The sequence below is a fragment of the Parabacteroides sp. AF27-14 genome, assembly GCF_003635425.1.
Lineage (GTDB): Bacteria > Bacteroidota > Bacteroidia > Bacteroidales > Tannerellaceae > Parabacteroides > Parabacteroides distasonis.
Genome location: NZ_QTLZ01000016.1, coordinates 102,534 through 125,396, shown reverse-complemented (window position 1 = coordinate 125,396; position 22,863 = coordinate 102,534). Strand labels below are relative to the sequence as shown.

At 44.9% G+C, this 22,863-nt stretch carries 17 protein-coding genes and 1 other RNA gene; 12 read left to right on the top strand and 6 right to left on the bottom strand.

What is annotated here, in order from left to right; genetic code table 11:
* Positions 1 to 356 precede the first annotated feature (356 nt).
* Positions 357 to 756: a transfer-messenger RNA gene (gene ssrA, locus DWY79_RS15825) on the top strand.
* 40 nt (positions 757 to 796) lie between these two features.
* On the opposite strand, the gene DWY79_RS15820 is transcribed toward ssrA, so the two are convergent.
* A complete protein-coding gene (locus DWY79_RS15820) occupies positions 797 to 1,618 on the bottom strand; it encodes a M23 family metallopeptidase (RefSeq protein ID WP_122297440.1) in 822 nt (273 codons plus the stop codon).
* A 423-nt stretch (positions 1,619 to 2,041) separates the two neighbouring features.
* Between DWY79_RS15820 and DWY79_RS15815 the strand changes: the two genes are divergently transcribed.
* The 4 genes from DWY79_RS15815 to DWY79_RS15800 all read left to right on the top strand — a co-directional run bounded on the left by DWY79_RS15815 (position 2,042) and on the right by DWY79_RS15800 (position 5,354).
* Positions 2,042 to 2,344 (top strand): helix-turn-helix domain-containing protein, encoded by a 303-nt coding sequence (locus DWY79_RS15815; RefSeq protein WP_005865121.1) that lies wholly within the window; start codon positions 2,042 to 2,044, stop codon positions 2,342 to 2,344.
* 249 nt (positions 2,345 to 2,593) lie between these two features.
* On the top strand, positions 2,594 to 3,589 hold the full coding sequence (locus tag DWY79_RS15810; RefSeq protein WP_005855377.1) for a TRAP transporter substrate-binding protein: 996 nt from the start codon (positions 2,594 to 2,596) through the stop codon (positions 3,587 to 3,589).
* Complete coding sequence (locus DWY79_RS15805) at positions 3,573 to 4,043, top strand: TRAP transporter small permease (protein ID WP_008780863.1); 471 nt, start codon at positions 3,573 to 3,575, stop codon at positions 4,041 to 4,043. The genes DWY79_RS15810 and DWY79_RS15805 overlap by 17 nt, the downstream gene beginning before the upstream one ends.
* Positions 4,044 to 4,055: 12 nt before the next feature.
* Positions 4,056 to 5,354, top strand: coding sequence for a TRAP transporter large permease (locus DWY79_RS15800; protein ID WP_008780864.1), 1,299 nt, complete (start codon positions 4,056 to 4,058; stop codon positions 5,352 to 5,354).
* Between the two features lie 178 nt (positions 5,355 to 5,532).
* Here DWY79_RS15800 and uxuA read toward each other — a convergent pair whose 3' ends face one another.
* The 4 genes from uxuA to DWY79_RS15780 form a co-directional block, all read right to left on the bottom strand.
* Positions 5,533 to 6,711 (bottom strand): mannonate dehydratase, encoded by a 1,179-nt coding sequence (uxuA, locus tag DWY79_RS15795; protein ID WP_005855384.1) that lies wholly within the window; start codon positions 6,709 to 6,711, stop codon positions 5,533 to 5,535.
* Positions 6,712 to 6,793: 82 nt separating this feature from the next.
* Complete coding sequence (locus DWY79_RS15790) at positions 6,794 to 7,606, bottom strand: SDR family oxidoreductase (protein ID WP_005855387.1); 813 nt, start codon at positions 7,604 to 7,606, stop codon at positions 6,794 to 6,796.
* Positions 7,606 to 8,667, bottom strand: coding sequence for a LacI family DNA-binding transcriptional regulator (locus tag DWY79_RS15785; RefSeq protein ID WP_122369684.1), 1,062 nt, complete (start codon positions 8,665 to 8,667; stop codon positions 7,606 to 7,608). The genes DWY79_RS15790 and DWY79_RS15785 overlap by 1 nt, the downstream gene beginning before the upstream one ends.
* Before the next feature lie 34 nt (positions 8,668 to 8,701).
* A complete protein-coding gene (locus DWY79_RS15780) occupies positions 8,702 to 9,328 on the bottom strand; it encodes a hypothetical protein (RefSeq protein WP_005865135.1) in 627 nt (208 codons plus the stop codon).
* Between the two features lie 301 nt (positions 9,329 to 9,629).
* Here DWY79_RS15780 and DWY79_RS15775 point away from each other — a divergent pair, with 301 nt between their 5' ends.
* The 5 genes from DWY79_RS15775 to DWY79_RS15755 all read left to right on the top strand — a co-directional run bounded on the left by DWY79_RS15775 (position 9,630) and on the right by DWY79_RS15755 (position 16,946).
* Positions 9,630 to 10,841 carry an efflux RND transporter periplasmic adaptor subunit gene (locus tag DWY79_RS15775; protein WP_008771622.1) on the top strand — a complete coding sequence of 404 codons (1,212 nt, stop codon included), beginning with the start codon at positions 9,630 to 9,632 and terminating at the stop codon, positions 10,839 to 10,841.
* Between the two features lie 53 nt (positions 10,842 to 10,894).
* On the top strand, positions 10,895 to 14,116 hold the full coding sequence (locus DWY79_RS15770) for an efflux RND transporter permease subunit (protein WP_005865138.1): 3,222 nt from the start codon (positions 10,895 to 10,897) through the stop codon (positions 14,114 to 14,116).
* A gap of 3 nt (positions 14,117 to 14,119) precedes the next feature.
* The gene (locus DWY79_RS15765) at positions 14,120 to 15,511 is read left to right on the top strand and encodes a TolC family protein (protein ID WP_005865140.1); all 1,392 of its coding nucleotides are present in this window, start codon (positions 14,120 to 14,122) and stop codon (positions 15,509 to 15,511) included.
* A gap of 23 nt (positions 15,512 to 15,534) precedes the next feature.
* A complete protein-coding gene (gene lpxA, locus DWY79_RS15760) occupies positions 15,535 to 16,302 on the top strand; it encodes an acyl-ACP--UDP-N-acetylglucosamine O-acyltransferase (protein ID WP_122369682.1) in 768 nt (255 codons plus the stop codon).
* Between the two features lie 182 nt (positions 16,303 to 16,484).
* Positions 16,485 to 16,946, top strand: coding sequence for a hypothetical protein (locus DWY79_RS15755; protein ID WP_122145681.1), 462 nt, complete (start codon positions 16,485 to 16,487; stop codon positions 16,944 to 16,946).
* Positions 16,947 to 17,216: 270 nt separating this feature from the next.
* On the opposite strand, the gene mdh is transcribed toward DWY79_RS15755, so the two are convergent.
* Positions 17,217 to 18,158: a malate dehydrogenase gene (gene mdh / locus DWY79_RS15750; RefSeq protein WP_005855409.1), complete on the bottom strand. Its 942-nt coding sequence runs from the start codon at positions 18,156 to 18,158 to the stop codon at positions 17,217 to 17,219.
* 272 nt (positions 18,159 to 18,430) lie between these two features.
* Here mdh and DWY79_RS15745 point away from each other — a divergent pair, with 272 nt between their 5' ends.
* Together DWY79_RS15745 and DWY79_RS15740 are read left to right on the top strand one after the other, a co-directional pair.
* Positions 18,431 to 21,208, top strand: a complete 2,778-nt coding sequence (locus DWY79_RS15745) for a SusC/RagA family TonB-linked outer membrane protein (RefSeq protein ID WP_122369680.1) — start codon at positions 18,431 to 18,433, stop codon at positions 21,206 to 21,208.
* 12 nt (positions 21,209 to 21,220) lie between these two features.
* A complete protein-coding gene (locus DWY79_RS15740) occupies positions 21,221 to 22,846 on the top strand; it encodes a RagB/SusD family nutrient uptake outer membrane protein (protein WP_122369678.1) in 1,626 nt (541 codons plus the stop codon).
* Positions 22,847 to 22,863 lie beyond the last annotated feature (17 nt).

The window sequence follows — 22,863 nt, the reverse complement described above, 5'->3', positions numbered from 1 at the left end:
CTTCACAATGCGTATAGATCCCCAGAAGGGTACGGCATGCATAGAATATGGAGTGTGGTAGATAACTGGGGTTCGATTGTCAGGGGGAGGCCCTGTACCTGTGGACGGCGGCGAGAGTCCTTTACCCCCCTTTGTTTTTCTTTTGGTGTTTGATTGTATAGGCTATAGTTACGTAATCGCTTAGCATCATATGTTGATTTATGTGTGTCTTTTGTATTATTGAGAATAATTCCTATCTTTGTACCAAAGAAAGCGATCATTTGAAGAATGAAATTCTTTGATTTTGTTACCAGTTTGTTACCTATAACGGAAAATGTGTTCGCTTTCTTTTGATTTTTAATTAGTTACAAAACCATGGGGATGACCGGTTTTGACAGCGGGTAGAAGTGGTTTGTAAGCATGTAGTGCGTGGTTGGCTTGCACTTAAATCTCAGACAACGAACAATTAACTGGCGAAAATAATTACGCTCTCGCTGCTTAATCGAAGTATAGTAGATTCAAGCTTAATCCCTGCAAAAGTTGCGGGGACGTGACATCACCCGGATGCTGTGGCTCCGAAGCGTTCCGATCAGGTGGTGCAGCAATATCGGAGATAGTTTGAGATAAGCCTCGGGTCTTAGGCGAAACTTTAGAGGATAAGGGATGAGTGGGTGGCTTCGGTCTTGCTCTTCCCCGACAATGAAGGCGAAGATAAACATGTAGAAAGCAAATTAATTCCTCGTTTGGACGAGAGTTCGAATCTCTCCATCTCCACGGAATGAAAAAAGGCCTTACGGATTGTCCGTAAGGCCTTTTTTCATTCATTGTAAACCCATTTATAAGGAGGTGGCGGTACGTATGGACCAGCCTTTTGATGGGGTAATATATCAACCGATTTGACGATTACGTTATTACCTTTCTGGGTACAAACCAGACATTTTGAACGTAATTTCCTTTTAGCCATGTTGAAGACGATATTCGGATTGAAATGAACTCCGTTTATACGAGTCTCAAAATGTAAATGCTCGGTAGTAGCCCTGCCGGTACGTCCGGTTAAGGCGATCGGTTGTCCGGCGAGAACACGATCTCCGGGTTTAACCAAGTTCTTGGAGTTGTGGCTATAGATCGTTTCCAGTCCATTATAATGGCGAACAACGATAACGTTGCCATAGGCGGCGAATGGTTTCGCCATCCTGACAATACCATCGAAAGCAGACACGATCGTATCGTTGGCACAAGTCTTGATATCTACTCCGGAATGATGTCTTCTTCTTCTCCCGTAAGGAGAGATCACGTTTCCATTAGGAAGGGGAAATGCGTATTCCCCGGCGGGGATTAAGGATAAATCAATAATTTCCGTATTATTCTCATCGAATAGCTTGGGGTCCTTGATCGCTATCTGGCTTTTATCACGGGGCGTAAAGGCTTCCGTGATATCTTTTCTAGGAGAATGACAAACCGCTAGCTCCGGAGCTTCCGGCAACATGAAATTGAAATCCACGACGGGAAGAGGAATATTTGCCGTAGGGAAATCCACAGTCTCGGGAGGGGCCGGGCGTGGAGCAGGCTTTTGCGTACGGCAAGACGCAAATAAAATTAGCGTAAGAATGAGTATTCCGTTGTGTATTTTAGATGCCATTAGATATTGTTTTACCACAAAAGTATAAAAAAGCCTCTTTCAATGGCCTATATTTCCGATATGTTTATACTTCTTTTTATTCTTTGTGTTTTTTCTGATAGTTGAATTTGCCTACCTTTGTAAAGGTAAAATGGAGATATTATACGATGATTGAGGGGACTAGTTTGTCTCTTTGGTCAGAGAGGATGACGATATTGTATTTGCTGGTATTTCTCTAAACTGAAAACGACCAATTTAAAGTACACAGAGAAATAGACAATGCGAATACACCTGTATTTGGTGTGTTCCTTTGCCTTATTTCTGTTGTGTACAAGGCATTTGGTCGTGCCGCAGTTTGACGGGTTTAAGGTAAAGTGTAACACACCTTTTCTCAGATGTGGGTTTATTTATGAGATAAGATTACCTTAAAAACGGCTTTTGTATATGAAAGAACAAAAGGAGATACATATCGGTTCGTTAATAAAAGAGAAAATGGAAGAGCGGGGACTTTCGGTTTCCGATTTTGCCCATGCGTTGCATTATGAACGTACCAATATTTATAAGATATTTAAGCGAAGCAGTATTGATGTTGATTTGTTACTGCGTATATCGGAAGTCTTAGCCTATGATTTCTTGCGGGAGGTGTATTTAGCGGACGAACCCCGGCGATATTCAATCACTATAGAAGCGGACAAGGAAGATATAGAGGAGATCCGTAAATGGCTGTTAGAGAAAAGGCGTGAATAAGTTTCACGCTTTCGTGAAATAAGATCACGGTCGATATAAGACCGGTCACTTTGATTGTTTCTACATTTGACCGTCTCGATGTTTCATCATAACATTAGAGAAATAGGTTAAATCAAGGCCGTGCTCTTCTTGTTCCGTATGTGAATATAGGCAGGAAGAAAGCGGCCACTTTTTTCTTCTGTGTACGTGCACAATTCGATTATTTCCTTTATATTTGTCGATAAACAATGAATTGTTAACATTTCTAATATGAAAGTTCTAAAGACCGCCCTGCTATTCCTGATGTGCGTATCTTTCTCCTTCTCCTGTAAGGAAGGGGTAAAGGAAGTAAGGGTGCTGAAACTGGCACACGGATTGCCCCCCAGCCATTCCGTCCATTTGGGATTGCTCTATATGAACGAGCGTCTGAAAGAATTGTCCGGAGGAAAGATGAGCATGGACATTTATTCTTCCGCTCAATTGGGATCCGAAAATCAATGTATAGAGTTGCTTCAAATAGGAAGTCTCGATATCACGAAAGTTTCCTCCGCCGCATTGGAAGGATTTGCCGATCCGTTTAAGGTATTTGGCATACCTTATCTATTCCGTTCCCGTGAGCAGTTTTTCGAGGTGTTGGATGGTTCGGTAGGTAAACAGATATTGGGATCAACGGAACCTTATTGGTTTAGGGGACTCGCTTATTTTGACTCGGGGGCCCGTAGCTTTTATACGGTAAACAAGCAGATTCGTACTCCCGAGGATCTGAAAGGACTGAAGATCCGTGTGCAAAAGAGCCCGATAGCCGTGGAGATGATGAAGACATTCGGTGGTTCGGCTACTCCCGTGGATTGGGGTGAATTGTATACGGCCTTACAAAGTAATGTCGTGGATGGAGCCGAGAATAATACGCCTTCCGTGACGACGGCGTTCCATCATGAGGTGGTAAAATACTATTCAGTCAATGAGCACACGATGTGTCCGGACGTGATCATCATTAGCTTGGCTACTTGGCAGAAGCTGACGGAACAAGAACGTAATTGGCTGCGACAGGCCGCTGACGCCGCCGCTATTTATCAACGGAAACTTTGGGCGGAGCAAGAGAAGCAATCGCTAGAGGAGATGGAAGCGCATGGCGTAGAGATTATTTACCCGGATAAGCAGCCGTTTATGGATGCCGCCGCCCCGATGATCGAGCGGTTTAAGAATGATCCGGTTTTTCATGATTTAATAGATCAAATACAGAATACCCATGAGAAAGATAATTGATAAAGGATTGGAGCTATCGTTGATTTTCTTGATGGCTTTCTTGGTCGTGGATGTGCTATGGCAGGTATTAAGCCGGTATATTCTGGTTTCCCCGAGTTCCGTGACGGATGAATTGGCCGGATATTTATTGATCTGGGTGGGATTGCTGGGGGCCGCTTATGTATCCGGTAAAAATGAGCATCTAGCGATCGATTTATTGCTTCAACATATGCGTCCTTCCCGCAGGAAGCTCTTGCGATTGTTTATCTTCTTGATCGTATTTTTATTCGCTGTATTTGTATTGATCGTAGGAGGGGCTTGGCTGGTATACACTCGTTTTCATTTGGGAGTTACTTCGGCTTCCTTAGAGATTAATTTAGGATATGTGTATTTGGCATTGCCGCTAGGGGGATTGCTTACCGCTTATTATGCGATAGATAACGCGATCGCCTTATTTCGTTCCTCTAATTCTTAAAAGACTGATGATATGGATATTATAGGTATACTCGTATTAGTGATAAGTTTCTTTTTCCTGCTGGTGGTCGGGGTTCCGGTAGCGTATAGCATCGGTGTGGCGGGTATATTGACGATGCTCGTGAATATAGACTCGCTTCCCGCCCTTACGACTTATGCGATGCGTATGGCTTCGGGTCTGGACAGTTTCGCTCTGCTGGCGATCCCGTTTTTTATATTGGCGGGGAATATCATGAATAGCGGAGGTATCGCCTTGCGCTTGATCGATTTCGCTAAAGTGCTGGTCGGACGGTTGCCCGGAGGACTGGCGGTGGTCAATGTCGTGGCGAATATGTTATTCGGGGCGATCAGTGGCTCTGCCGCCGCCGCTGCCTCTGCTATCGGGAGTATTATGACACCGGAGATGAAAAAGGCCGGTTACGATCCGAATTTCAGTGCCGCCGTAAATATCTCTTCCGCCACTACCGGCATGACGATACCTCCGAGTAATGTCTTGATCGTTTACTCCTTGGCGAGTGGTGGAGTCTCTGTATCCGCCTTGTTTATGGCTGGTTATCTACCGGGAATTCTTACGGGAGTGGCGATCATGATCGTAGCCGCTATGTTTGCCGCACGAAAGGGGTATCCGGTTGGCGTACGTGTTCCGTTCTCGGAGGCGACAAGGGTATTTTTCAGGGCGATCCCTAGTTTGATGCTATTGGTGATCGTGATCGGAGGAATCTTGGCGGGATTGTTTACGGCTACCGAGGCTTCGGCGATCGCTGTACTGTATGCGTTAATCCTCTCTTTTATCTATAAAGAACTTACTTGGGCTAAATTGCCGCAAGTGTTATTGCGATCGGCCAAGACTACGGCTATCGTCCTTCTTTTGGTGGCGACCTGTACGGGTTTATCTTGGATCATGAGTTATGAGAATATTCCTCAGACGGTAAGTGCCGCTTTGCTAAGTATAAGCGACAATCCGGTGGTCATCTTGATACTTATCAACGTGATCCTATTGATTGTCGGGATCTTTATGGACATGACGCCCGCTGTCTTGATCTTTACCCCGATCTTCCTGCCGATAGCGACGGGGCAATTGGGGATGGACCCGGTACATTTCGGGATCATGATGGTATTGAACCTTTGTGTGGGATTATGTACGCCACCGGTGGGTTCGGTATTGTTTATCGGATGTAGCGTAGCGGGGACAAAGATCGATCAGGTGATCCGTCCGTTGCTGCCGATGTTCGCGGCGATGGTTATCGTCTTGTTCTTGGTGGCCTTCTTGCCGGATTTAAGTTTATTGATTCCCCGGTTGTTCGGTTTGTGATGTTCCCCCATAGGGTCGAGGTAGCCTTGTGCTATAAATAGGGCAGTACTGTGTACGAAGTATTCCAGTACTTACGTGCTGAGTACCGCAATACTTCGTACAGAGTACTGTAGTACTTTAGCCACAGTACTGCGGTACTTTGTACACAGTACTGCGCTAACTGTAAGACGCTGTCTTTTTAATGTCCTTTGAACAGGGATAAGGCGATACCCATCTCCAATCCCCGTAGCTCGGCCAGACCCCGTAAACGTCCGATGCAGGAGTAGCCCGGGTTGGTTTTCTTCTTTAGGTCGTCTATCATTTGATGTCCATGATCCGGTCGCATGGCGATGGAGCATTGGCGGCGTTGTTGCAATTCCAGTAAGGCTTTCATGACACCGTACATATCCACATCGCCCTCCAGATGGTTCGCCTCGAAGAAATTACCCTCGGAATCTCGTTGCGTGCTGCGGAAATGAACGAAATCGATCCGATCCCCGTAACGTTCCATGATCCCGGCCAAGTCGTTATCACTTCTGACACCGAAAGAACCTGTGCATAGGCAAAGCCCGTTGCTTGGATTCGGCACGGCCTCTATTAACTTCCGGAAATCATCTTCCGTGCTTAAGATACGGGGAAGCCCGAGAATGGAATAGGGGGGATCATCCGGATGGATAACGAGCTTGACACCGGCCTCGTCCGCCACGGGAGCTATTTCCCGTAAGAAATAGATCAGGTTCGAGCGAAGTCTCTCCGCGTCGATATCTTTATAACGGTCTAACGCTTCCCTGAACTGCTCGATCGTAAAAGTCTCTTCCGAGCCGGGTAGTCCGGCGATCATATTGCGAACCAACAGCTGGCGGTCTTCCTCGCTCATAGCGTCATAGCGTGCCTTGGCTTTCGCCTTGTCCGCCTCCGTATATTCGGCTTCCGCCGCCGGTCGTTTCAATATAAATAAGTCGAACGCCATAAAAGCCGCGCGTTCAAAGCGCAAGGCTTTGGAACCATCCGGCATCGTATAAGCCAAATCGGTACGAGTCCAGTCCAATACCGGCATGAAGTTGTAAGTAACTACCCGGATATCGCAAGCTCCCAGATTACGGATGCTTTGTTTGTAGTTCTCTATATAGGTTTGAAAATCCCCGGTTTGCGTCTTGATATGCTCGTGTACGGGCACACTCTCAACCACACTCCACCGTAATCCGGCGGATTCGATCAAGGCTTTCCGCTTTTGAATCTCTTCCGTAGTCCAAACTTCCCCGTTCGGGATATGGTGCAACGCATTTACGATACCGGTGGCACCCGCCTGACGGATGTCCCAAAGGCTGACAGGATCATTCGGTCCGTACCAACGCCAAGTTTGCTCACATAGATACATAATGAATAATTTTTAAATTTATCAATGTGCCAATATACCAATGCGGTTTGATGCATGGCTGGTTGGCACATTGGCACATTATTTAGATGGAGAAAGCGTCGAAACCTCCGTCTATGGGGATCACGGTACCGGTTACGAATGCGGAGGCGTCGCTCGCCAGCCATTGTAAAGTACCGAGTAACTCCTCCGGTTTTCCTAAGCGGCGGAACGGCGTGTGCGCGACGATCGTGTTGCAACGATCACTAGGTGATCCATCCGGATTGCTCATCAATGCCCGGTTCTGCTCGGTAAGGAAGAATCCCGGTGCCATGGCGTTCACTCGCAGGCCCTCTCCGAATTTAATCGCCAGCTCCCCGGCCATGTATTGCGTGAAATTGTTGATAGCGGCTTTCGCGCATCCATAGCCAACCACACGAGTCAATGGGCGTAGGGACGATTCGGACGAGATATTAATAATGCTTCCTTTCCCTTGCCCCACCATGACCTCGGCGAAGACCATTGTCGGCAGTACGGTCCCGAATAAGTTCAGGTCCACGACCGTCCGGAAAGCATCGATATCCAGATCAAAGATCGTCTTGTCGGGAGGAATCGTCGCTCCGGCTTGGTTGCCACCCGCCAAATTGACTAAAACATCAATCTTCCCATATGCTTTCAATATCTCTTGCTTGTTTTGCTCCAGCAAGGCTTTATCCAGTACGTTTGAAACCAAGAATAAGGCCTCGCCCCCTTCCGCTTTAATCTCATTGACCAAGGCAGATCCTTTTTGCTCGTTTCGTCCGAGGATTACGACATACGCGCCTTCTCTCGCCAAGTGCTTGGCCATGCAGGCTCCTAATATACCATAGCCTCCGGTCAACAAAATCACTTTCTCTTTTACGCTAAATAAGGAGTTCATCAGATATAATTATTGTAGTATTGTATATTTTCCTTTACCAAGATATCGATCGGCATATAATTGACAGGCTCAATTTTCTCCTTAAGGATCAAATACCTGAAAAGTGCCTTGATACAATGATATCCTTGTACCTCCGGTCGCTGGGCGATCAAATGCGTGATCAAGCCGTTTTCCAGATAACGGACATTCGGTTCTATCACATCGTAGCCAAGAAGCTTGAAAGGATAGTCCGGCCGTTCGCTACTTAGATAATCTCCAAGGAAATGGGCCCTCGAATTAAAGATGATACCGATTCTTACTTGAGGATATTTGTCGAAGAAAGTATTCAGTAGCCTCTTATTCTCCTCCTTATCATCCGCGTGCACATGCAGCAAATGAATCTTTCCCTTGAATGAGGTATTGGCGAGATAATCCCGGAATCCTTCCTCTCGCTTCTGCACTTGCGTAGAACATGAATCCCCCTTACGGGTGAAACGGAAAATCACTAGATCGTCCTCTTCACGGATTTGCTCGAATAAAAGGCGTCCCGCTATATATCCCGAATCATATGAATGCGTTCCGTAGTAAGAGATACAATTCGTGTGATCGATAAAAGAATCGATCAATATATAAGGAATACCTTTCTGGTCTAGCCGCTGGGCCAAGGTCAAGACACTTTGCTTGAATAATGTAGCGATGATAACCCCTTGACAATCCGCGGTCTCTATCTTCGGGATTAATTCGTCGAAACTGTTGCTGTCGTATTGGTCAAAATAGATTTGCTCGACATCGATATTATAGCTAAACAATTCCCGTTCCGCTTTCTCTATCCCTTGGCTTAGTTTCGCCCAGTATTCCCCTTCATGGAAAGAAGGGATCAAAGCGATGAAATGATATTTTTTCTTCAACGCTAAAGAACGGGCTATCAGATTTGGTTGATAGTCAATTTCTTTTAAGACTTTCTCCACCTTTTTCCGTGCATCCTCCGATACCTTTCCCCGCTCATGTAAAATGCGGTCTACCGTACCGGTTGATACGCCGGATAATTCGGCGATATCTTTTATCCTGTAATTTTTATTCATGGTATAGATTGTAGTGTGTATTCGTCCTCTCTGTTTATTCGAGTATTTGAAGAGGAGTGTTCAATTTACGGAAAACGTAGCCATACATCATATAGATAAGAGGAACGGCGACGAAAATTCCGATACCGAACAAAATACATCCTAATATCAGGATCCCGATCATAACCAACGCCAGAATGAACAGAGGCAATACTTGTCCTTTCGTTATCTCCCAGCTTTTATGCAAAGACTCGATAATCCCGGCGTTTTCCTCGATAATAAAGGCTTGGAAGAACTGAAGGCGCAATGCCAGATAAATACCGGGGATGATAAAAAATAAGAAACCCGCCAATACGACAAATCCCGTGATAAGACTCGCTAGAAAGTAGGTGATGATATTCTTTGTCTGTTGTCCATATGCGGAAAACTGAGGTTCTTCCCCATCCAACGCCTGAAATATATTTTTCATATATCCTAAGGAGAAAATAATGGAGAATAACGCGCTGATCACGTTTACGATGATTTTACCGATCATAGAACTTTGCATGGGCATCGCGAACGCTGTCAGCGTGAAAGACAAGATACAATATCCGATTAATAATCCGGCTAATATCCATAGCTGCGACTTCGTTCCCTTCCATGCGGTACTGAATACTTCTGATATTATAAATTTAGGTTCCATAATGTATAATATTTGTTTATTGTGTGTGGACACAAATGTAAAATATATTGTTGAAAAAAACAATTTTATTTTCGTTTGAAACCAAAAGAGAAGTATTTCAACAGGTGCTTCCTTCTAAGTGCTATTAATTTAGGTGAAAAAGATAAGTAGGAAACAGAAAATCGTGTAAAAAGTTTCTACATTTGTAGGATGAAACAGCGAGTAAAGACCCTATTGTGTGAATAGATGTAAAAGATCTCCACTTGGGTTAGAAAGAGAAGGTAACTGAAAAACAGCCTTGAATATATAATTATATACAAATATGGATAAACGAATGCTGAAAATTACGATTACTCAGTTAAGGCAGATCGCATTGTTTGCGGTTGGTATGTCTTTATTAACTGCCTGTGGAAACAGTCAGAGTGGTATGAAATTAGGGGATGCTGAGTTCGCTGTGATGGCGGTCAATTCAACGACTAGCGACCAAACAACATCCTATCCGGCTACCATCAAAGGTACGCAGGATATCGAAGTCCGTCCTCAAGTTTCTGGATTTATCGTGAAATTATGTGTGGATGAGGGAGCTACGGTTCGTAAAGGACAGGCGTTGTTCCAAATTGATCCTACGCAGTACGCTGCCGCGGTAGGTCAGGCTAAGGCCGCGGTAGAGATGGCGAAGGCAAACGTAAGCACTTTAACATTGACCGAGAAGAATAAGAAAACTTTGTTTGATCAGAAAATCATCAGTGATTTCGAGTATCAGACTGCCGTGAACCAGCTGATGTCGGCAAAAGCGAGCTTGGCGCAGGCGGAGGCTCAATTGGTTAGCGCTAACCAGAACTTGTCTTTCTGTACGGTTACAAGTCCCTCGAACGGTGTTGTCGGTACATTCCCGTATCGTGTAGGTAGCTTGGTAAGCGCTTCGATCGCTCAACCGCTGACTACCGTATCTGAGATCGGTGATATGTATGTGTATTTCTCTATGACGGAAAAGGAGCTATTGGCATTGACGAAAGCCGGTGGTACCTTGAAAGAGCAATTAGAGAAGATGCCGGCCGTAAGACTGCAATTGGCGGATGGCTCTACGTACCATCATGAGGGTAAGATTGATGCCGTGAGCGGTGTTATCGATCAATCTACCGGTTCTGTAAGCATGCGTGCTATTTTCTCTAACGAGGGAAATGTCTTACGAAGCGGTGGTACTGGTAATATTATCTTCCCATATACGATGAACGATATCATTACGATCCCTCAATCGGCTACCGTGGAGATCCAGGATAAGAAATTCGTATTTGTATTGCAGCCTGATAATACCGTGAAGAATACCGAGATCAAGGTTTCCAATTTGAATGATGGCAAAAATTATTTAGTGACGGGAGGCTTGAAGTCCGGTGATAAGATTGTCGTGGAAGGCGTACAGATCTTGAAAGACGGCCAGGAAATCCAGCCGATTACTCGTGAGCAGCAAAAGGCAAAGTACGATCAGGCCTTGAAAGACCAGCATGACGGTAATTTGCAGACTGCTTTTAATTAATAGGTATATAGAATAAGACAAATATTCGCTTTTGTCGAGTAAAAACGAAAGATATGAAATTAGATAGATTTATAAACCGCCCGGTGCTCTCCACGGTGATTTCCATCTTGATTGTCATCTTGGGTTTCCTAGGCTTGATTTCCTTGCCGGTTACCCAATATCCGGATATCGCCCCTCCAACCGTTTCGGTAAGGGCAACTTATACGGGTGCCAATGCGCAAACGGTATTGAATAGTGTGATCGCGCCTTTGGAAGACCAGATCAATGGTGTTGAGAACATGATGTATATGAGTTCCAATGCCTCTAATAATGGTTCCGCGGATATCTCCATTTATTTTAAGCAAGGAACGGACCCGGATATGGCGGCTGTCAATGTGCAGAACCGTGTATCTATGGCACAAGGTTTGTTGCCTGCCGAGGTAACGCAGATTGGTGTGACGACCCAGAAACGTCAGAACTCAATGTTGTTGGTTTTCTCCGTATACGCGGAAGATGATCGTTATGACTCAGAGTTTCTTGAGAATTACGCGAAGATTAACTTGATCCCGGAAGTCCAGCGTGTGCCGGGTGTCGGTGATGCCAACGTGTTGGGTACGGACTACTCCATGCGTATTTGGTTGAAGCCAGATGTGATGGCCCAATATAAATTAAGTCCGAGCGACGTAACCGTTGCCTTGTCTGAACAAAACGTAGAGGCCGCTCCGGGTTCGTTCGGCGAACAAGGAAATCAGTCTTTCCAATATACGATCCGCTATAAAGGACGTTTGCAAGAGGCTAATGAGTTTGAGCAGATAGTTGTAAAGGCTTTGCCGGATGGTGAGGTCTTGCGTTTGAAAGATATCGCCGATATCGAGTTGGGGCGTTTGACTTACAACTTTATCAACCGTGTAAATGGTCACGACGCCGTTACCTGTATCGTTTACCAGATGCCGGGAACCAACGCTACGGAAACAATTAGTAACATTGAAACCTTGCTGGAGGAAACCCAGTTGACAATGCCTCCCGGAATGAAGGTGAATATTTCCATGAATGCCAATGACTTCTTGTTCGCTTCTATCCATGAGGTAATCAAGACTTTGTTGGAGGCGTTCGTATTGGTGTTTATCGTGGTATATGTGTTCTTGCAGGATTTGCGTTCTACGTTGATTCCGGCTATCGCTATCCCGGTTGCCTTGATCGGTACCTTCTTTATGTTATCCTTGATCGGATTTAGTATCAACTTGTTGACTCTTTGTGCTATGGTGCTTGCCATCGCGATTGTGGTCGATGATGCGATCGTCGTCGTCGAGGGTGTCCATGCCAAGTTGGACCAAGGGTACAAGTCGGCGAAACTCGCTTCTATCGATGCCATGAGTGAGTTGGGTGGCGCTATCGTCTCCATTACGTTGGTCATGATGTCCGTGTTTATTCCCGTAAGTTTCATGGGAGGTACGGCCGGTACGTTCTATCGCCAGTTCGGTCTGACGATGGCGATCGCTATCGGTTTGTCCGCTTTGAACGCCTTGACATTGAGTCCCGCCTTGTGTGCGATATTCCTGAAACCGCATGATGAGGAGCATAAAGAAAAGAAAACGACATTTATTTCCCGTTTCCATACCTCATTCAATGCGGCTTACGATTCTTTGCTAGCTAAGTATAAGAAGCAGGTCGTGTTCTTTATCCAGAAGAAATGGCTTTCATTCGGTATTGTCGCCGGTTGTATCGCCGTATTGGTATTCTTGATGCAGGTTACGCCTACCGGTATGGTGCCGAACGAGGATACGGGTACGATCATGGGTGCCGTTACGTTACCACCGGGAACTTCCCAGGAGCGTACCTATGAGGTGATGAATAAGGTCGATAGTTTGATCGCTGCGGATCCGGCGGTAGAGTCGCGTACGGCGGTTGTTGGTTTCAGTTTTATCGGTGGTCAAGGACCTTCTTACGGCTCATTTATCATCAAGTTGAAAGACTGGGAAGACCGTTCTATGATGCAGAACTCGGATATCGTATATGGTAGTTTGTTCATGCGTGCCCAAAAGATCGTGAAAGACGCTCAGGTATTGTTCTTTACGCCGCCTATGATCCCGGGTTACTCAGCGTCCAGTGATATTGAGTTGAATATGCAGGATAAGACCGGAGGTAATTTGGATCGTTTCTTTGATATCTCCAAGGAATATATGGCCGCTTTGACGGCACGTCCGGAGATCAAGTCCGCTCAAACTACGTTTAACCCGAACTTCCCGCAATACGAGATCGATATCGACGCTGCCGCTTGTAAGAAAGCCGGTATCAGTCCGAAGGACATCTTGTCTACCTTGCAGGGATATTATGGTGGTTTATATGCCTCTAACTTCAACCGTTTCGGTAAGATGTACCGTGTAATGGTGCAAGCGGATCCCGATTTGCGTAAGAATATGGAGTCCATGAAGAACATCAAGGTAAAGAGCGGTAACGATATGGCTCCGATTTCCCAGTTCATTACGATGAAGAAGGTATATGGCCCGGATATCATCAGCCGTTTCAATATGTATACCGCCATCAAGGTCATGGTTGCCCCGGCGGATGGTTATACCAGTGGTCAGGCGTTGAAAGCGATTGACGAGGTGGCTAAGACAACGCTTCCGGCAGGTTTCGACTATGAGTTAGGTGGTATGGCACGTGAGGAGGCAAGTACGAGTGGCAGTACGACGGCTTTGATCTTCTTGTTGTGTTTCGTATTCGTTTACTTGCTGTTGAGCGCGCAGTATGAGAGTTACATCCTTCCTTTGTCCGTATTGCTCTCCGTGCCGTTCGGTTTGATGGGTAGCTTCTTGTTCGTCCAAGGTTGGGCCGCTTTGGGAAATATCCCGGCGTTGAAGATGATCGTAGGAACCATGTCTAACAATATCTATATGCAGATCGCCTTGATCATGTTGGTAGGTTTGTTGGCGAAGAACGCTATCTTGATCGTAGAGTTCGCTTTGGAACGTCGTCGTATGGGTATGAGTATCACATGGGCTGCCGTATTAGGAGCCGCCGCCCGTTTGCGTCCGATCTTGATGACCTCATTGGCGATGGTGGTCGGATTGTTGCCTATGATGTTCGCGTTCGGAGTAGGAGCGCACGGTAACCGTACATTGGGTACAGCGGCTATCGGCGGTATGTTCATCGGTATGATCTTCCAGATCTTTATTGTTCCGGTTTTGTTCGTGGTATTCCAGTACTTACAGGAGAAATTCAAGCCGATCGAATGGGAAGATTTGGATAACAGCGATATGAGTACGGAAATAGAACAGTACGCTAAAATAAAATAAGAGATGACAATGAAGAAACAAATTATATATATGGTATGTGCGACTGCTTTGTTAAGCAGTTGCCATATCTATAAGGCATACGAGCGTCCGGATTCCATCGATGCGACGGGAATTTATCGTGATCCGGTTTCCGAGACTGATACATTAGCCTCCGCGGATACGACCAATATGGGAAACCTTCCTTGGAAGGAAGTTTTTCGTGATCCGAAGTTACAGGCGTTAATTGAGGAGGGATTAGCCAATAATGTAGATATGCAGGCAGCCGTTCTTCGGGTAGAGGAAGCGAAAGTATTGTTGACTTCCGCCCGTCTGTCTTTCTTGCCTTCTATTAATTTCGCTCCCCAAGGGACGATTACATCGATTGGAAATAGCGAATACGTAAAGGCTTACTCAACGCCTTTGGCCGCTAGCTGGGAGGTTGACCTATTCGGAAAGCTTTTGAACGCGAGCCGTGGCCAAAAAGCTTCCTACTTACAGAGCCAGTATTCAAGACAGGCCGTGCGCTCTCAATTGATCGGTGGTATAGCGAATACTTATTATACCTTGTTGATGCTTGATCGGCAGGTGGAAATTACCGCTAAGACGGTTGATATCTATAAAGAGAATGTTCGTGTCATGGAGGCTATGAAGATAGCGGGTATGGCTACCGAGGCTGCCGTGACGCAAATGCGTGCCGCTTACCATCAGGTTTCCGGCTCGTTGATCGAGCTGGAGAGCCAGGTGCGTAGCGTGGAAAACTCATTGTCCGTGTTATTGGCTAAGGCCCCTCAACAGATCGATCGGGGTACTTTGGAGGAACAAGTAATGCCGGAGGATATCATGGTGGGTGTACCTTTGCAATTGTTGGAGAATCGTCCGGACGTGAAGATCGCGGAGATGACACTTGCTAGTGCCTATTATACGACGAACAAAGCCCGTGCCGCTTTTTATCCGGGATTGAATATCACGGCGACAGCAGGCTGGACGAATGGTTCAGGCATCTCTGTCGCCAATCCGGGCCAATTTATGTTTCAAGCTTTGGCTTCGTTGGCCCAACCGATCTTCAACAATGGTAAGTTGGTCGCTAACTTGAAGGTATCGAAGGCAGAAGAGAAGATCGCTCAAATGAATTATCAGCAGACAATTCTGGAAGCAGGTAAGGAGGTGAGTGATGCTTTACATCAGTATGATGCCACGAGCAAGAAGCTTGTCCAAGATAGAGCGCAGATCGAGCAGCTAGAGAAAGCGGTGGCTTATACCAGCGCCTTGTTCCAGTCGGCTCAATCTACTTATTTGGAAATCCTTTCCGCACAGCAGAGCCTCTTGAGCGCTCAGTTGACGGAAGTATCCGACAATGTGCAACGTATGCAAGCGGTTGTCAGTTTATACAGTGCCATCGGTGGTGGTAGAGAATAATAACCTTTAAATGTAGTAAAGTTATGATTAGTCCATTAGCATATGTAGATTCAAGCGCAAAGATCGGGAAGAACGTTACGATTCATCCTTTTGCGTACATTGATAAGAACGTGGAGATCGGGGATGATTGCGAGATCATGCCTCATGCCAGCTTGATGAGCGGTACACGCATGGGAAATCGCAACCGTGTATTTAACGGAGCTGTTATCGCTGCTGAGCCTCAGGATTTCTTTTATAAGGGAGGTGATACGATCGCCGTAATCGGAGATGACAACGTGATTCGTGAGAATGTGGTGATTAACCGTTCCTCGACAGCGGAAGGACGTACTAGTATCGGTAATGGTAATTTCTTGCATGAGGGGGTACATGTTTCTCATGATACGCGGATCGGAAATCGTAGTGTATTCGGCTATGGTAGTAAGATTTCCGGAAATTGCATCTTGGAAGATTACGTGATCTTCGGAGGCAATGTGTTGATGAGCCAAGGATCCCGGGTTGGGGCTTGGGCGATGATTCAAACCGGCTGTCGTTTCCGTAAGGATATCCCTCCTTTTATCGTAGCGGCAAAGGAGCCTACCACGTATTATGGCGTGAACTCTTTCATCATGTCTCATGAGGGATTCTGTGAAAAGGTTATCAAGCACATCAGTCATGCGTACCGGATCATCTTCCAAGGAAACAGCAGCCTTACGGATGCCTTGTTAATGATCAAGGATCAGGTTCCGATGAGTAAGGAGATCCAACATATTATAGATTTCGTTGGTGAGTCTAAATTAGGTATTGTCAAATAAATACCAATAACAAACGATAGGTAAAAGCCGAAGGAAATCATTTCCTCCGGCTTTTTTATATAATGGAAGGACGGTTTGGTTAATAATGTTTGTTAAATAATGGTAAACGTGCAGCATTTGTCTCTTTTTAAGTGTCTTACTAAAAGACAACACGCAATGAAATCCAATAAAGGAGGTTTAATATGAAAAAGTCATTTTTATTATATCTTATCATGTCTGTATTTCTCATCGGTTATTGCGCTTGCGATAATGATGAGGAAAATTTTGATACGGCTACTACCGGACAAGTGATCAAAGTCCCGGATGATATCAAATCTTTTAATTCAGTTACAAAAGAAATCGTTTTCGAGAAGAATATTTCTATCAAGCAAGACGTGCTAGGCAATGAGAAGGTTGAATTCCGGATAGCTGGAAACGGTCACTTCACGGTAGGCAGTATCTCTTCGATAAGTTCCGTTATCTATAATGCCCCAGTCTTATTAGGGGATTATCAGAGATATTATTTATATGATGGATATCCTGTTGTAGATGTTCTACAAAATGAGGTAAGGAACCAAGAGGAAAGGGACGAAAACATGCAAAAGATAGAGAAAGCTTGGAGCAACTTCCTGAAAGTATTGAATGAGGCTGGAAAGTTGAAGTAGTGATTACCGGTTTGGGATGAAACGAATAAACTTAGTGAAGCTCGTATTGAACTAGTGAAGGCTTTTCATATTCAAACAAAAACTGTACTTTTGTCATAAATGCTTTACCGTGATCTTTTGAAATAAATCAATGGAGATACGTATGTATCTTCAGAGATTGAAAAATACGAATATTATCTTCGTTCCGTCGTAACTGTCCGTATCCACATAAAAAGAAAGAGGCCAACCCCGAAGGACCAGCCTCTTTTATCGCTTTAATAGAAATTCAAATTAAAGTGCACCCACTTCTTTCAAAGCCTCGTTAGTCTTATGAACAGCGGCAGCGCTCTTAGCGAACAACTCTTTCTCCTCAGCTGTCAATTCCAACTCAACGATCTTCTCGATACCGTTCTTGCCAAGGATAACTGGAACACCGATGCAGAGATCAGATTCACCGTACTCACCTTCCAAGTAAACAGAGCAAGGAACCATCTTGCCTTGGTTGTGGATGATAGACTCAACAACGAATGCTCCAGCAGCACCCGGTGCATACCAAGCAGAAGTACCTAACAATTTAGTTAATGTAGCGCCACCAACCATTGTGGAAGCAACAACCTCTTGCAATTTCTCTGCGCTTAACAATTTGCTAACAGGGATACCTTTGTAAGTAGCCAAGCGAGCCAACGGAATCATTGTAGTGTCACCGTGACCACCGATTACCATACCCTCAACCTCGTTAGCGTTACAGCCTAGAGCCTGAGACAAGAAATATTTGAAACGAGAGCTATCCAAAGCACCACCCATACCGATGATACGGTTCTTCGGCAAGCCTAAAGACTTCAATGACAAATAAGTCATTGTATCCATCGGGTTAGAGATAACTACCAAGATTGCGTTCGGAGAGTATTTCAAGATGTTTTGAGCTACGCTCTTAACGATACCAGCGTTAACACCGATCAGTTCTTCGCGAGTCATACCCGGTTTACGAGGAATACCAGAAGTGATAACTACAACGTCAGAGTTAGCTGTCTTCTCATAATCGTTTGTGCAACCTACAACCTTAGTATCGAAACCTAGCAATTGAGCGGTCTGCATCATATCCATCGCTTTACCTTCGGATACGCCTTCCTTTACGTCTAGCATTACAACTTCGTCTGCCACTTCATTGAAGGCAAGAACATTTGCGCAAGTAGCGCCTACATTTCCGGCACCAACAACTGTTACTTTTGACATAATAAATAAGTTTTAGTATGTTATTACTTAATAATACGCTATGTTTTTTAACGATGGCAAAGGTACAATCTATTACGGAATAAAGAAATATTTCCGTATATATTTTTGAGGGACATTATTAAATATCGCTAAAGCCTTGTCGAGGCTTCTTGACAACTTGGTACGCTTTTATTTTTAAGATCTTGAGGAAATGTTGTATCTTGGGTGCGAACAAAACTTAACCGAGGGAAGTTTTATTTACATGGGTTATTAATCTTAAATCCAACGTACTTATGAAAGTTCTTATATATATCCGAAAAGTCCTGTTTTTGTTTCTGTGCGGGGCCTTGTCTTTCTCTTACGGCTACGGTCAGGAGCTGCCGCTTCTGCCGGATACGATCAAGCCTCTCTTGTCGGACTCCAATTTGATAGATGAGTTGATCACTGTCGGATATGCTACGGGCAATCGTAGTACTTTATCCGGTTCCGTAAACCGGGTGAATGAAGGGGGGATGAATGAGGGACTGATCTCTACACCCTTGGACGCTCTTCGGGGAAGGGTGTCCGGCGTTAGTATCCCGGTTGGAGGAAATAGCGCCGCTGCCTTGGCTGCCGTCCGGGTCCGGGGTACAACTTCCTTAACGGGAGGTAATGATCCGTTGGTGATTATTGATGGGGTTTTTGCCGATCTTAATTTGCTTAGCTCGATCTATCCGGCGGATATCGAGAACTTCACGATCTTGAAAGATGCCTCTGAGACTGCTCAATATGGTTCTCGTGGTGCTTCCGGTGTTATCGAGGTAACGACTAAGAAAGGGCGGCAGGGAGCTTTTAGTATCAGTTATGATGGGAGTTTCGGTGTGGAGGCGGCTTATAAAAGTTTGGATATGTTATCGGCGAATGGTTTCCGGAAACTGGCGGAGGAACGTAATATCGGTATTTTAGATTTAGGGAATAATACGGACTTTCAGGATGAGATTACCCGGTTGGGGCTGGTGCAGAATCATCATATCGCTTTTGGGGGTGGTTCGGAGACTTCCAGTTATCGTGCCTCCTTGGGATTTGTGGAAAGGGAAGGGGTTATCCGAAATACGAACTCACGTAATTTTACGACCAAGTTGAATATTACGCAGCATGCGTTCAATGATCTTCTGGTCTTTGATTTAGGCATATTTGGTTCCTTGCTAAAAAATGCTTATTTAAATGATGTACAGAAGATGTTCTATTCCGCCGCTACTTTCAACCCGACATTTCCGAATCATAAGAATATGGAGACGGGTAGCTGGGATCAAATAACCAACGCTAGCCAGATCACGAATCCTTTGGCTTGGTTGGAGGTGAAGGATGATGATTCGAATGCTCATATAAATACGCACTTAAAACTGGTTTTTAACTTGAGTAAGCATTTAATGTTTACGGCTTTCGGTTCGTATACCTATAATGTGGTAGATAACGCCCAATACCTCCCTACTTCGGTTTGGGCACATGGGCAGGCTTATCGGGGGGAGCGGAAAACAGAATCTTTATTGGGAGATTTCATGTTGGCCTATAAAAAAGACTTTGGTTTGCATCAGCTAAATGTATTGGGATTGGCGGAAGCTCAGAAAATGATAACGAGAGGTTTTTATACGACTGCGACGAATTTCAGTACCGATCGTTTTGGTTATGATAATTTACAGGCAGGTGCGGTACGTTTATGGGAGGGGACCGGTTCTTACTATGAGGCTCCTCATCTGGCTTCTTTCCTTGGACGTGTGAATTATATTTATGATGGAAAGTATATCGCTACCGTGAATGCCCGAGCGGATGCCTCCTCGAAAGTGGGGGCCAATAATAAATGGGGTTTTTTCCCTTCGGCTTCTGTCGCTTGGGTGTTGACCGAAGAGGAGTTTATGGAAGGTATCTCGTGGGTAAGGAATTTAAAGATTCGTTCGGGATATGGCCTATCCGGTAATCAAGACGCGATCGATTCTTACAACTCTTTGCGATTGATGAAGCCTAATGGGGTTGTTTCCGTAAATGGTGCGCCCACCGTTACCTTGGGTACGATCCGTAATGCGAATCCGGACTTGAAATGGGAGGTAAAACGTACGTTCAATGCCGGTATCGATGCCGGGTTTTTCGACAATCGTTTTATTCTCGCCGTAGATTATTATAATTCCAAGACGGATGATATGTTGTATTTATACGATGTAAGCGTTCCGCCTTTCGCTTATAATAAAATGTTGGCGAATCTGGGGTCGATGCGGAATAGTGGTGTGGAATTGGGTATTGGCGTCACACCCTTGCGTACGAAAGATATGGAATTGAATATAAACGTAAACGTAACTTTCCAACGGAATAAATTGCTCTCCTTGAGCGGTTACTATAAAGGGGAATATATGTCCGCCCCGGAATATACCAGCATCTCGGATTTAAATGGGGCTGGTTTCCATGGAGGGTATAATCATATCGTTTATCAAATGGTCGGACAGCCTTTGGGGGTTTTTTATTTACCGAAATGTACAGGTTTGGTTTCCGACGGGAATGGTGGCTATAAGTATGAGATTGAGGACTTGAACGGGAACGGGGTGAGTTTGGAGGATGGTGAGGATCGTTATATTGCGGGACAAGCCATGCCGAAAACACTTTTAGGCTCTAATATCAGTTTCCGATATAAACAATTCGATCTATCAGTACAGATTAACGGAGCCTTTGGGCATAAGATTTATAATGGAACATCGCTAACTTATATGAATATGGATATATTCCCGGATTATAACGTGTTGCGAGAAGCTCCATCCCTGAATATTCAAGATCAGACGGCTACGGATTATTGGTTGGAGAAAGGGGATTATATCAATTTTGATTATTTGACGTTGGGTTGGAACGTGCCTCTGGGTAATTTAAGGAAATATGTAAGAAACGTACGGCTTTCGGTTTCCGTAAATAATTTGGCGACAATTACAGGTTATTCGGGATTGACTCCGATGATAAATAGCTCTATCGTAAATAATACGTTAGGTATAGACGATAAGCGATCTTATCCGGTGGTTCGTTCCTATACGATGGGGTTGAGTTTTAATTTTTAAAAAGGTGTTCGTATGAGAAAGCTTTCTATTTTATCCTATATATTTGCGGGTTTGATGTTATCGTCGTGCGATGGCTATCTGAAAGAGGACCCTCGTGATCAGCTTTATCCGGAGGATGCGTACGATACCCCTCAGAATGTCTATCTGAATACGGTTGCTTCCTTATATAATTATATCGGCGGTTATAGCGATAGCCAAGGATTGCAGGGAACGTACCGGGGTGTCTACGACTTGAATACCTTTACGACTGACGAGGCCATGCTCCCGACTCGTGGCGGCGACTGGTATGACGGTGGTTTCTGGCAAGGTCTCTTCTTGCATAAGTGGGGAACGAATAGTGACGCTATCCAAGCTACTTGGGAATATCTGTATAAAGTAATCGTATTAAGCAATCAATCTTTAGAGATATTAGGCGAGTTGCGGCAAAAAACGGATTATAACGATTTAGATCGGTATGAGGCGGAGGTTCGTGCCTTGCGTGCGATGTATTATTATTATTTAGTCGATATGTTTGGCCGTGTCCCTCTTATCGTTTCTTCTTCCATTCCGGTGAAAGACGTGCGGCAGAGTGACCGGAAAGAGGTCTTTGATTTTGTTGTAAAAGAATTACAAGAATCCCTTTTGTTATTGAGTACGGCGCATAGTAATTCGCCCGGCGATTATTATGGAAGGATTACGAGACCGGTTGTTTATTTTTTATTGGCGAAGTTGGCCTTAAACGCAGAAGTGTTTACGGATAACGACTGGACGGATGGTCTGCGTCCGAATGGACGGGAAATCTATTTTAGGGTAGGCGAGAGGAAGTTGAACGCTTGGCAAACGGCTGTGGCGTACTGTGATTCAATAACGGACTTAAACTATAGCTTATCTCCGAACTATGCGGATAATTTTTCTGTATTTAATGAATCGTCCGGAGAGAATATTTTCACGATTCCGATGGATAAGAACTTATATACGAACCAAATGCAATATCTTTTCCGCTCCCGTCACTATAATCATGCCAAAGCATATGGATTGGGGGGAGAGAACGGCTCTTGCGCTACGATAGAGGCCCTTCGGGTATTTGCGTATGGGACGGACTCGGTCGATACCCGATTTTATGAGAATTATTACGCCGATACGATGTTTGACCTCAATGGTGATACGATTCGGTTAGATAATGGGACTCCTTTGGTGTATTTACCTCTAGAGGTTAGGTTGGATTTGTCTAGGTTGCCTGCCGAGAAAACGGCGGGTGCCCGCATGAAGAAATACGAGATCGATAAGATGGGGACGAAAGATGGAAAGCTATCGGATAATGATATCGTATTATTCCGTTATGCGGATGTCTTGTTAATGAGATCGGAAGCGAAAGTTCGTAATGGAGAGAATGGGGATGAAGAGTTGAATGCCGTTCGTTTCCGTGTGGGAATGTTACCTCGTGAGGCGACATTAGAAAATATTTTGGCTGAGCGTCAACTGGAATTGGCTTGGGAAGGCTGGAGGAGGCAGGATTTGGTACGTTTTGGAAAGTTTACCCGCCCTTATACGGATCGCCCTCAATTGCCCCATGAATCGAATGGCTATACCACCGTTTTCCCAATTCCCGATAAAGTCCGTTCCTTGAATCCTAATTTGATACAGAATCCGGGGTATTAACTTGGACTTTGGGTGAA